This window comes from Desulfomicrobium norvegicum, from assembly GCF_900114595.1.
GTDB classification, from domain to species: Bacteria; Desulfobacterota; Desulfovibrionia; order Desulfovibrionales; family Desulfomicrobiaceae; genus Desulfomicrobium; species Desulfomicrobium macestii.
Map to the genome: position 1 here is coordinate 278,449 of NZ_FOTO01000001.1, position 11,889 is coordinate 290,337.

Below are 11,889 nucleotides of genomic sequence, written 5' to 3' on the forward strand. Positions count from 1 at the left end.
AAGGCGCCCAGGGGCGCCTTCACTTTTTTCTGCGCCAGGGAAAGCGGCAGCTCAAGGCCTCCCACGCATACCGGATTCCCCGCACCACGAACACCCCAAGCACGGTCAGCAACGCCGCATTGACCTTGGCCGCCTGAAGCGTCGATTCCTTGAAATATGACTTGGCGTGCTCGTATTCCTGCTCCACCGGCGTGATAGGAGGCTCTTCCCTCTTTTCCACCGGCACCAGGGCACCCTTTTTTTCTTCCATCAATTCTTTCTCCCCATGAATTCATCAATGAGCCTCTTGAATGCCGCAAGGTCTCCCCGGCCGCTGTAACGCAGCGCCATGTACCCTTCTGCAATATCCCCGACAGGCTGGGCCAGATCCGGACGCAGCGTGCCGATGCGCCGGGCAAAATCACGCGGGCCTTCGGCAGGTCCCCTGGGCAATCCCTGTTTTTCCAGTTTGCGACAAAAGCGGGCGTACAACGACACAACCGGATCTCGCCGGTCACGCCGCGCCCGCAGCATGAAGCCGACCACAACGCCCAGCACGGTGCATAGCCCCACGGCCAGGATGACCGCCAATTTTCCGGCTCCGGCCCGGGTGGCGGGATCGAGACCCAGACGCTCCCACAAGCCGCGCTGCCGTTCATGGCTGAAGCCGAGCACCCACTGATTCCAGGAGTTGTTGGCCGCGTCCCATCCCAGTTGAAAAAAACGTCCCACCTTGCGCAGGGCCCGGACCCCTTCGGGCAGCACGACACCCCGGCCCTGGGGCACGAAGGTCTCCACGCCGGTCACCAGCCGCTGCGGGGCGACAACCGAGGTCGGGTCCACGCGCAGCCAGCGCCCGTCGATCCAGACTTCGACCCAGGCGTGGGCGTCGGACTGGCGGACGATGAGGTACCCGCCCATGGGATTCACCTCCCCGCCCTGATAGCCGACCACGACCCGGGCCGGAATCCCGGCGGCGCGAAGCAGAAAAGCCATGGCCGAAGAATAATGTTCGCAATATCCCAGCCGGGTTGCAAACAAAAACTGATCGACGATGTCCTGATCCATGGCTCCGGGACGCAGGCTGTACACGAACCCGCCCTCCCTGAAAAATTCCAGCGCGGCCGCGACCGTCCCTTCCGAGGAGAGGCCCGCCTCCCTCCATTGGGCGGCCAGGGCGCGAGCCTTGGGATTTCCGCCATCGGGCAACGCGGTCCACGGCGGTCCGGGAACGGGGGCGGAGCCGGGAGTCGGCACCGAGACGAGTTCAAAGCGCACCCGCGAACGGACCATGCGCAGGCTGGCCAGGGTCTGGTCGGAGCGAAGCACCGTGCCTCTTGGGGCGAGCACGGGCAGGTCAAGGGCGAAAACCCACTCCCGGTTGTGCGGCTCCATGGTCATGGTGTAGGGCACGCCGCCCTCGGGGAGAGCGCCGCCGCGCGGGGCGGTGACCTCGGCGGGTAGGTCCCGGGACCAGGTCAAGCCGTCGAAGCTGTCCAGCACCAGCCCGCGCCAGTAAAGGCTGTCCCGGTCCGGGATGGAGCCGGGAAAATCGACCCTGAAGGCCACCTCCCGGGACAGGGACAGGCTGGCCACTGAACCCGGCTCAAGGGTCTCGCTGAACCCGCTGACACCCTCGTCACGCTCGTCGTGCACGCCCCAGAGAGCGCCCTGGAGACGAGGAAAAAAGACAAAGAGAAGCAGGGCCAGCGGCAGGGCCTGAACCAGCAGCAGGCCGCCGCGACGCAGGTCCGGGAGCAGGCGAGATTCGCCGGAATGCAGGTGAACCAGGGCAGCGGTCACGGCCATGACCGAAAAAAACATGTACGCGCTCATGACCAGCGTTTGGGAATAGAGCACGTTGGTCACGACCACGAAATAGGCCAGAAAGAGCAGGGCCAGCATGTCGCGCACGGACTTGCTCTCCACGGCTTTTAGCCCCAGCATGAGGGACAGCAGGGCCACTCCGGCGTCGCGTCCGAAGGACCGGCCATGGGTGAAGAGCACCAGGGCAAGGCAGCAAAGGGCCAGAATGACGCGCAGCCACCGGGATGGAACGGGCCAGCCCCGATATTGCATCCCCAGGGCGTAGCCCCAGGCTGCACAGACGAAAACGCCGACAAAGAGCGGCACGCGCGGCAGGTGCGGGGCAAAGGCCAGCGCCAGGGCCAGCAGGGTCACGCTGAAGCGGCGCTTGTCGTGGATCATGCGCCCTCCGGGAGCAAGGCCAGGGCCTCCAGGCAGCGATGCGCCTGTCCTGCGCCGCTGCCCGGTTCGATCATAAGCCCCGGCAGCCGCAGCCCGTAGCTTATGCCTTCGCGCTCCGCTTCCCGCACCAGTCCGGCCAGCAGACTGATGCGCTCCTCGTAGCCGGACGCCCGGACCTCGTCCCAGTCAAAGACTAGTGTCCGGGCCACGCCGGAGCGAAATTCCTTGGAAAACAGGCCAGCGCCCCTGGCCGAGGCCTTCCAGGAGACCCGGGACATGCCGTCTTCAGGGCGATAGGGCCGCACGCCGCCGAACTCCCCGGACTGACTGACGATCCCGAGTCCGCCCTCATCGCCGTCGCCCAGCAGCTGATGCCGATCCATCCTGTCGACGGCCAGGGGCCTGGGATAAACCAGCCCGGTCACAGGGAGCACAAGGGGGGACCAGGCGCGAAAGAGCCCCAGGGGATAGCGGGTACTGATCACCACCTGTCCCAGTGGCAAGAGGCCACGCTTTGAGGTCGGAACGCTCAGATCCATCTCCAGTCCGGCCCCGGCATGGAGGGAAAACTCGGCCTCTGCCGCTCCGATGCGCACGCAAAGGCGCCTGCGCTCACGGCCAGCGGCCCGGAAAAAGAGCTGCAACCGGGCATCATCCAGGCAATAGGCCGGAAAGAGCCGCCCGGCCTCGACCTCAAGCCCGGCCAGGTTGGCATAGGCGTGGATAGCGGAAAGAATGGAGATGCTGCCCAGCAGAAAGGTCAGCAGAAAGGCCAGATTGTTGGTATAGTTGATGGCCGCGATGAGCATGGCCAGAAGAAAAAAGGCAAAGACCGTCCCGGCCCGGGTGGGCAGGATGTAAATCCGCCGCCGGTTCAGACGCAGGGGCAGATCCGCGCGTTGCCGCGCCAGGATCAGATTACGGATGAACCGTGGCAAAACCATGCTGTTCTCCCCGCGCGGCGCTCAGGGGATGGGCACCGCGGCCAGAATCGCGGTCAGGTCAACGCCCGCGCCATCGGCCGAACGCAATCTGTGTCCGGCAAGACTGGGAAAAACGGCCTGCACGTCCTCGGGCAGCACGAAATCCCGGCCGTCAAGGAAGGCCCAGGCGCGTGAAGCGCGGACCAGCGCCTGCCCGGCGCGGGGGGAGAGGCCGTTGACGAACCGCCCGCCAGTTCTGGTCCAGTCCAAAAGGTCGCGCACGTAGCGCAGCAGGGCGGCGCTGGTGCGCACATGATCGACGCGCTCCTGCAGATCAAGGACCTCATCGGCATTGCTGACCGACTCGGGCAGCACCGGACGGCCTGCGCTCTGACTGCGCCCAAGAAGCTCCAGTTCGGAATCGAGGTCGGGATACCCAAGGCTGATGCGGAACAGGAAACGATCCAGCTGCGACTCCGGCAGCGGATAGGTTCCGGCCTGATCCAGGGCGTTCTGGGTGGCCAGAACGAAAAAGGGGCGGGGCAGCAGGCGCGTGCTGTTGTCCAGGCTGACCTGCTGCTCTTCCATGACCTCCAGAAGCGCGCTCTGGGTGCGCGGCGTGCCCCGGTTGATCTCGTCGGCCAGAAGCACGTTGGTGAAGACCGGACCGGGATGGAATACGAAGGAGGACTCGGCTGCGTCAAAGACCGAGACCCCCAGCACGTCCGCCGGCAGGAGGTCGTTGGTGAACTGCACGCGCTTGAATTCAAGCCCCAACACCACGGCCAGGGCCTTGGCCAGGGTCGTCTTGCCGATGCCGGGGATGTCCTCGATCAGGAGATGCCCGCGTGCCAGAAGGCAAGCCAGGGAAAGGCGCAGCTGGGTATCCTTGCCCAGGACCACGCCACCGAGCAAATCCAGAGCCTGCCGCAAGGTGCCTACCATCTACTCTCCCAGAAGCTGGCCCATGGAATAGAGCCTGCCGGGTTTGCGGCTTGAAAGCCATGCCGCCGCGCGCAGTGCGCCACGCGCGAAATTTTCACGGGAATGGGCGCGATGGGTGACCTCGACACGCTCGCCCGGGCCAAAGAAATAGACAGTGTGATCGCCGACCACGTCACCACCGCGCAGGGCGTGCACGCCCAGTTCCTTTTCCGGCCGCGCGCCGATGATGCCCTGACGGCCGTAGTTGCCGACCTCGTCCATTTTCCAGCCGCGCGACTCGGCCAGCACCTGGGCCAGCTTGACGGCGGTGCCGCTGGGGGCGTCCTTCTTGTGATGATGGTGAATCTCGGTGATTTCCATGTCGTAGGCCTCGCCCAGGATGCGTTCGAGCATGGGCAGGATGCGCACCAGGGCGTTGACGCCGATGGACATGTTCGGGGACCAGAAGATCGGAATGTCCCTGGCCATTGTTTCCAGTTCGGCCTGCTGGTCCGCGGAGAGTCCGGTGGTGCCGATGACGATGGGATTGCCCGTCTTCGAGGCCTTGCGGGCCGAGTCCAGGCTCACTTCCGGAGCGGTGAAGTCGATGACCGTCGCACCGGGACAGGACGGCAGGAGCTCCGCAAGATCGTGCATGACGGGACAGCCGAGCGTTTCCAGCCCCTTGCTGTACTCGGCCCGTTCCACGACCCCGCTCACGGTAAACTGGTCGGACTCCATGGCCAAATGGGTCAGGGTCGAGCCCATCCGCCCCTTGGCGCCCATGATGATGACTGGAATGCTCATGTAAGACTCCTCGTGTTTTATTGCCCTTGCGCGCCGATAAGACGCAGATATTCGTCTTCCTGCAGGATGGCCGTCCCGAACTGCCGAGCCTTGGCGAGCTTGCTTGCTCCGACGTTCTCGCCGCAGATGAGAAAATCGGTCTTGGAATTGACCGCGCTCTGCACCAATGCTCCCTGGGCGCGGGCCTCTTCCTGCATGTCCTCGCGCGAACCGCGCATCTTGCCGGTAAAGACCACATGCCTGCCCGCCAGTGGACTGTCAGTGACCTGCTCGCGGGCCGCTCCGGTGGCCATGATCCTGAAACCCAGCCCCAGCAGATGACGCAGGGTCGGAGCCACCCGTTGCAGCCCCCCGGCGATGGATCGTGCGGTGATGGCTCCAAAACCGTGTATGGCCTCGATCTGCTCGCGGCCGACTTCGGGCAGATCCTCAAGGCGAAACTGCCCGAGCAGCTTGCGGCTGTCACCCTTGCCCAGATCCTCGATGCCAAGGGCGGCCAGGAAACGCCAGTCCTCGACCTCGCGAGTGCGGCTCAGATACACGGCCTCGGCCAGATTGGACGACTGCACGGGTCCAAAGCCCATGGCCCGAAATTCATCCTCGCCCAGTTCGTACACCTTTTCAAGGCTGTCATACCCGGATCGGACCAGCTTTTCCACGGTTTTGCGACCAAACCAATCGGCGTTGCCCAGCGTCTTGAACCAGTGCTCGATGGTCTGCACGACCTGATCGGGACAGTGCTCGTTGCCGCAGATGAGAAAATCGTTTTCCCGGACAAGCGCCGTGCCGCAGGACGGACAGTTCTCGGGGAGCGTGGTCGGTGCCGGGACGAGCACGGCTTCGACCTTGGGAATGACCTCGCCGCTGCGGATGATCTCGATCTGCGCTCCGGGACCAAGGCCCTTCTTCTCCATCAGCCCGGCGTTGTGGGCCGTGACCCTGCGGATGGTCGCGCCGGAGACGTTCACGGGCTCGACCATGAGCACCGGAGTGACCTTGCCCGTGCGTCCGACCTGCCAGATCACCTCCCGCACCACGGTCAGGGCGGTCTCGCCCTTGCGCTTGACCGCGATCTGCCAGCGGTAGTGGTGGCTGGTGGCGCCCATGCTGCTGCGCACGTCAGGGTTCACCACCTCCACGACCATGCCGTCCAGGGGATAATCCACCTGGCCCGAAAGCTCCTCGGTAAGCGCGTCCATGCGCGCAAGCAGCTCCGCCCCGCTCCCTTCCCAGCTCGGCAGCTCCGAGTAGGGCACGAAATGCACGGCTTCGTCGTCCAGGGCTTTCCTGGCGAACTCGTTGACCGTATCCGAGGACACGATGCCGACCACCAGATTGCGCGGATGCTCGAAGGCGTCGGCCAGGTGCTCCTGAAAATAGCTCTGCAGGATGACCATCTCGCCCACGCCCCTTCCGCGTCCGCCACGGGGGATCATGCCCTTGGCGAAGGCGGAGCTGACCTCGTAGCCGCTCTCGCCATTGCCGCGCGTGACAAAGACCGTCCCGTCGTCGCGGCCGGCCAGGCCGTCGAGCTTGGGCGTGACCCGGTAGCGCACCTCGCTGACCCCGATCTCCCCGGCTTCCTTTTCCACGCGGGCCACAAAACGCTCCAGTTCCTCCGGAGTGTAGGCCTTGTCGGTGGAGAGCATGGGCACGGGGTGACGGATTTCACGCTTGCCGGAAAAAGTCTCGGGCTCGACCCGATGCAGGAAGGGGTGCTCAGGATCGAGCTCCCTCAACCGGGCGACCAGCAGGTCGTACTGGGCGTCGTTGACCTGTGGCACACCCCGCCGGTAGGCATCGTTGTACTCGATCAGTCGCTCGACCAGCCGCCTCTCCTCGGAAGGAAGCTCCAGCGGCAGGCTCATGCCTCGTCCCCCTGCGTGCCTCGGCACACGGTCTGCAATCCGGAAAAATTCTCGGGGGGGCCGACGGCGATGAGCGTGTCTCCGGCCTCGATGGTCACTTCCGGATGCGGATTGAAGGTCATCTTCCCGCCCGCCTTTTCGATGGCGATGATCATGAGGTTGAACCGGGGGCGGATGCCCGAGGTGATCAGGTTCTTGCCCACCAGTTCCGAGCCGGGCCGGACAGGAATCTCTTCCATCTGCAGGTTGTGCCCCTGGGTGGCCAGATCCATGAAATCGGTGACCGTGGGACGCAGCATGACCTGGGCGATGCGTTTGCCGCCGATCTGGTGCGGAGTCAGCACGCGGTTGGCCCCGGCCCGCTCCAGCTTGGCCACGGATTCTGGCCGGTCGGCGCGGGCGATGATGGTCAGCTCGGAGTTGAACTGGCGCGAGGACAGGGTGATGTACACGTTCTCGGCATCCTGGCTGACACAGGCAAAGAGCCCCTTGGCGCGCTCCACCCCGGCGGCGATGAGAAACTCGTCCGAGGTCGCGTCCCCGGCCAGAAACAGATAATTGTCCCGCTCCAGCTCGAAAAGCAGCTCCGGGTCCTTTTCGATGACGACCACGGGCAGATTTTCCCGCCGGAGCTCCTCCGCCACCACCGCGCCGATGCGCCCGTAACCACAGATGATGTAATGATCCGCCAGCGAATCGATGATTTTCTGCACCTTTCGTTTCCCCCATAAATCCTGCAATCGGCCTTCGACCACGACCTGTGTGAACGCGCCCACCAGATAGGCAAAACTGCCCACGCCCATGAGAATCAGAAAAGAGACCATGAGCCGCGCCCGGTCCGAGAGCGGGTGCAGCTCCATGAAGCCCACGGTGGAGAGGGTCATGACGACCTGATAGAAGCTGTCCAGCAGGCTCCAGCCCTCCACCACCAGAAAGATGAACAGGCCGTAGGCAAAGACCGTCAGCAGAAAGCCCGCGCCCAGAACCAGCGGAAAAAAAGTTCCGAAACGGAACTTGACCATCTGGTACAACCCCGTGAAGCCGCGAATCCCCGCCGAACAGCGCGGCAGGAAACGGCGCAGAAATGATGTCCGCAGTGAGCATGTGTTCATGATCGTGTCGCCCTGGAACCGTCCAGACCATGGCGCTTCTCCAGGGTCTTGATCCGGTCCCGCAATCGGGCAGCCTCCTCGAATTCAAGCATTTCCGCCGCCTTGCGCATTTCGCGACTCAGGCGGGCCACTTCCCTGGCCGCATTCTCGGGGCCGGGATCGTAGTCCGCCGTTCGCTCTGCCGCCCGTTCCTGCTCCTTGATCTCGCGGTGCAGGTCGTAAAGAGTGTTCTCCGAGGTCTTGCGTATGGACTGGGGGGTGATGCCGTGCTCCTCGTTGTAGAGGGTCTGCCGCTCCCTGCGCCGCTGCGTCTCGCCCATGGCCTCGGCCATGGACCGGGTGACGGAGTCGGCATAGAGCAGGACCTTGCCCTTCACGTTGCGCGCGGCCCGTCCGAACGTCTGGATCAGGGACCGGGTCGAGCGCAGAAAGCCCTCCTTGTCGGCATCGAGCATGGCTACCAGAGAGACTTCCGGTATATCAAGGCCTTCGCGCAGCAGGTTGATGCCGACCAGCACATCGAACTCACCGGCGCGCAGAGCCTGGATGATGGCCACCCGCTCCAGGGTGTCGATATCCGAGTGCAGGTAGCGAGCGCGCACGCCCCGGGCCTGCAAAAACTCGGTCAGGTCCTCGGCCATGCGTTTGGTCAGGGTCGTGACCATGACCCGCTCGTCAGCGGCGATGCGCGCCAGGCACTGCTCCATGAGGTGGTCCATCTGGCCGCTCGTGGGCACGACCTCGACCTCGGGATCGATGAGGCCCGTGGGTCTGATGATCTGCTCCACCACCACGCCCTGGGCCCGCTCCAGTTCCCAGGGAGCGGGCGTGGCCGAGACGAAGACGGTGGTGCCGATGCGCTCCAGAAATTCCTCGAAGTTGAGGGGCCGGTTGTCCAGGGCCGAGGGTAGCCGGAAGCCGTAGTCGACCAGGGTCTGCTTGCGCGAGCGGTCGCCCTTGAACATGGCCCCGACCTGGGATACGGAGATGTGCGACTCGTCCATGAAGAGCAGAAAATCCTTCGGAAAATAATCGATGAGCGTGGCCGGTGGCTGCCCGGTGGCGCGCCCGTCCAGGTGCAGGGAGTAGTTCTCGATGCCGTTGCAGTAGCCAAGCTCCTCGATCATCTCCAGGTCGAGCTGGGTCTTTTGCTCCAGGCGCTGCGCCTCGACCAGCATGTTCTTGCCCTGGAAATACTCCAGGCGCTGCCGCAGCTCCTCTCGGATGTCGACCATGGCCCGGACCAGATTGTCGCGGTCCGAAACGTAATGGCTGGCCGGGTAGATGACGGTCTTCGACATGCTCGACAGGATCTCGCCCGTGAGCGGGTCGGTCTCGTAGATCCCGTCGATCTCGTCCCCGAAAAACTCAATGCGCAGGGCCTGCTCGTGCTTGTAGGCCGGGATGATTTCCAGCACGTCCCCGCGCACGCGAAAAGTGCCGCGATGCAGGTCGTAGTCGTTGCGCTCGTACTGCACGTCCACCAGCCGCCCGATGATCGTCTCCATGGCCACATGCTGCCCGCACTCCACCGGAATGACCATCTTGGCGTAGTATTCGGGTGAGCCCAGGCCGTAGATGCATGACACGGAGGCGATGATGATCACGTCGCGGCGGGTCAACAGGGCGTGGGTGGCGGCGTGGCGCAGCTTGTCGATGTCGTCGTTGATGGCCGAATCCTTCTCGATGTAGGTGTCGGAATGCGGCAGGTAGGCTTCGGGCTGGTAGTAGTCGTAATAACTGACAAAATATTCGACGGCGTTGTGCGGGAAGAGGCCCTTGAACTCGTTGTAGAGCTGCGCGGCCAGGGTCTTGTTGGGGGCCATGATCAGGGCCGGGCGGTCAAGCCTCGCGATGACGTGGCCCATGGTGAAGGTCTTGCCCGAGCCGGTCACGCCGAGCAGCACCTGGTCGCGCACGCCCTGCCGGATTCCCGAGCAGAGGGCGTCGATGGCCGCCGGCTGGTCGCCGCGCGGGACATATTCGGATTCAAGCTGAAAAAGGGACATGGATAACCTGCACGCCGGGCCGCTGCCCGGCGTCATGAGGGGCTTATTTGGGCCGGATGCCCAGCACGTTGGGCGCGGGCCAGAAATTCTTGTTGCTGCCTTGAAAAAAATCGGATCGATACTCGCCCACGAAACGCCCCACGAAGCCGTTCACATCGACATACATGGCCGCATCGGCCCCGCCTTCGACATACATGGCCCCGATCAGATCCAGGGGCAGGTCGATGAGGGCCTGGGCAAACTCGTGCAGGGACAGCCGGGGGCGGCAATGGACAAAGAGCAGCCGCCCCTCCCGGTCCATGGCGATGGCGGCGCCGGAATGGCGGCGGTCGCTCTGTTCCCAGAGATTTTCCCGCTCGCGGCTGATCAGGCGGTAGTTCTGGATGATCCCGTCGTAATCGGCCAGCGTTTCCTGCCAGTCGGCGTCGCTCTTGCGGTCCACCCAGCGCAGGGCGGGCAGGGCCGGGTCGCGGGGATGGAAGGCCAGGAACGCCCCGTAGTTCGGATGAATGAATGAATTGATGACCACGTTGGCGTCGCGCATGTAGCCCGTGCTGCGCATCCGGTCGTCGGCCCGGAACATGCCCGCGTTGATGACCGCGACAAATCCCGAATGCCGGGCCCACTCCTGCATGCTGCGCATGCGTCCGGTGCCCAGGGCCGAACCCAGGGCCACGTCATAATTGCCGGAATCGATGCGCAGCACCGCCATGGAGCTCTGCTGGCCCGCCAGGTCCCCGAACTGGTCGGGAATCAGGAACTCGCGCAGCTCAAGTCCGGGCGCCAGCACGCGCCACTCTTCCGCGTACAGCGAAGCGGCCGGAACGCAAAGGACCAGGCAGGAAAAAATGGCGCGAAGAAAAAAGGCGGACATGCTCGATGCTCCCTGATGGTCAAAAGGCCCAACTCGCAATTACATTCCACAGAAGCGGAATCATTTCAAGCAGAACGGCGCGCGCGGCATTGAAGCCCGTCCCGAAGCGTGCTAGACGTCTCCCAAAACAGCGACGCAATCAATCCGTCCAGGGAGGAAGGTTTCATGGAGACAGTTCGACAGGAAGCAAAAAACGCGCACCTCTGCCCGCGCGGACATGTCGCCACCATCTGCATCCGGGCTTTCAAAGGCCGACGTGACGTCCTCGTGCACCTCTTTCGGCCCGACTGGACCCCGGAGGAAACCGGCTATGACTGGTCCGAACTCGTGCAGGAAGATCCGGACACTGATCCGGCCGCACGCCGTGGCGACAGTCGCGCGGTCCTGCTCGAATCCTTCACCCGGGAGGAAATGGACCAGATCGTCGAATACCTCGCCATCAGGTACGCCGACCGGCTGACCCGCATCAGCGTCAATTCCCTGGAATTCCCCCTGCCTGCGGGTCTGCTGCCCTTGAGTTTCATGCCCGAAGGCAAGGACATCGGGCGCATCCGTTTTGAAATCGTGCCCCGGTATCCCCTGCCCTTCGCCGTGCACGGACTCTACGATCTGAGCCAGCACAAGCCCATGGACCAGGGAATGACCCAGCCCTAGTCCTCAGCCTGTTCGCGCTCGAAACTCTGGCGCAGCAGCCGAAACAGGGCGCGACCGTTCTTGGCCGGCTTTCCGGCGGCCTTCTCCGCCGCGGCCTGCTTTGCAAGCTGGCGCAGCTGCTGTGGGTCAAGGCCGAATCGCCCCACCAGCTCCGTCATTACGTCCCCGTCTCCATCCACCAGCGCGTCGCGCCAGATCTCGATCTGATGAAAGGCCTCGGCCTGCTGAAAACGAAGCTGGTCCAGTTCGTCCAGGGCTTCGCGCAACGGCACGGGATCGATCTTGCGCATGACCGTGCCGATGAACTGCTGCTGCCGCCGCTTGGCTTCCTTGTCCTTGAGGGTGTGGAAAAAGCGGATGGCCTCGACCAGATCCTCATGCAGATCAAGCCGCCCGAGCTGTTCCGGGGCCAGTTCGATGAGGCTCTCCCCAAGCTTCTGCAGGGCTACCATGTCCCGCTTGCGTTGCGATTTGCTTGGTCGTCCTTCCCAGTCTTCCTCGTTTCCGTGTTCAAATTCAGTCATTGTTTGG

11 protein-coding genes are annotated in these 11,889 nt (G+C 63.9%); 1 reads left to right on the plus strand and 10 read right to left on the minus strand.

The annotated features are described in order from the left end of the window. Positions 1-19: 19 nt before the first annotated feature. The 9 genes from BMZ24_RS01290 to BMZ24_RS01330 are packed head-to-tail and all read right to left on the minus strand — an operon-like array spanning position 20 to position 10,704. Positions 20-250: a hypothetical protein gene (locus tag BMZ24_RS01290; RefSeq protein WP_092188482.1), complete on the minus strand. Its 231-nt coding sequence runs from the start codon at positions 248-250 to the stop codon at positions 20-22. Then, on the minus strand, positions 250-2,187 hold the full coding sequence (locus BMZ24_RS01295) for a transglutaminase TgpA family protein (RefSeq protein ID WP_092188484.1): 1,938 nt from the start codon (positions 2,185-2,187) through the stop codon (positions 250-252). Before BMZ24_RS01295 ends, BMZ24_RS01290 begins: the two co-directional genes overlap by 1 nt. Further along, positions 2,184-3,131 (minus strand): DUF58 domain-containing protein, encoded by a 948-nt coding sequence (locus tag BMZ24_RS01300; protein ID WP_092188486.1) that lies wholly within the window; start codon positions 3,129-3,131, stop codon positions 2,184-2,186. The genes BMZ24_RS01295 and BMZ24_RS01300 overlap by 4 nt, the downstream gene beginning before the upstream one ends. 21 nt (positions 3,132-3,152) lie before the next feature. Beyond that, the gene (locus BMZ24_RS01305; RefSeq protein ID WP_092188488.1) at positions 3,153-4,055 is read right to left on the minus strand and encodes an AAA family ATPase; all 903 of its coding nucleotides are present in this window, start codon (positions 4,053-4,055) and stop codon (positions 3,153-3,155) included. Beyond that, a complete protein-coding gene (gene dapB / locus BMZ24_RS01310; RefSeq protein WP_092188490.1) occupies positions 4,056-4,841 on the minus strand; it encodes a 4-hydroxy-tetrahydrodipicolinate reductase in 786 nt (261 codons plus the stop codon). A 17-nt stretch (positions 4,842-4,858) separates the two neighbouring features. Continuing rightward, positions 4,859-6,709, minus strand: a complete 1,851-nt coding sequence (locus tag BMZ24_RS01315; RefSeq protein WP_092188493.1) for a BRCT domain-containing protein — start codon at positions 6,707-6,709, stop codon at positions 4,859-4,861. Further along, complete coding sequence (locus tag BMZ24_RS01320; protein WP_092188495.1) at positions 6,706-7,821, minus strand: potassium channel family protein; 1,116 nt, start codon at positions 7,819-7,821, stop codon at positions 6,706-6,708. The genes BMZ24_RS01315 and BMZ24_RS01320 overlap by 4 nt, the downstream gene beginning before the upstream one ends. Continuing rightward, positions 7,818-9,830, minus strand: a complete 2,013-nt coding sequence (uvrB, locus tag BMZ24_RS01325) for an excinuclease ABC subunit UvrB (RefSeq protein WP_092188497.1) — start codon at positions 9,828-9,830, stop codon at positions 7,818-7,820. The genes BMZ24_RS01320 and uvrB overlap by 4 nt, the downstream gene beginning before the upstream one ends. Before the next feature lie 43 nt (positions 9,831-9,873). After that, complete coding sequence (locus BMZ24_RS01330) at positions 9,874-10,704, minus strand: phosphodiester glycosidase family protein (RefSeq protein ID WP_092188499.1); 831 nt, start codon at positions 10,702-10,704, stop codon at positions 9,874-9,876. A gap of 165 nt (positions 10,705-10,869) precedes the next feature. On the opposite strand from BMZ24_RS01330, the gene BMZ24_RS01335 reads away from it, so the two are divergent. Further along, a complete protein-coding gene (locus BMZ24_RS01335; RefSeq protein WP_092188501.1) occupies positions 10,870-11,358 on the plus strand; it encodes a hypothetical protein in 489 nt (162 codons plus the stop codon). On the opposite strand, the gene yjgA is transcribed toward BMZ24_RS01335, so the two are convergent. Beyond that, positions 11,355-11,882 carry a ribosome biogenesis factor YjgA gene (yjgA, locus tag BMZ24_RS01340; RefSeq protein ID WP_092188503.1) on the minus strand — a complete coding sequence of 176 codons (528 nt, stop codon included), beginning with the start codon at positions 11,880-11,882 and terminating at the stop codon, positions 11,355-11,357. The two genes, BMZ24_RS01335 and yjgA, sit on opposite strands and share 4 nt — an antisense overlap. Positions 11,883-11,889: the final 7 nt, after the last annotated feature.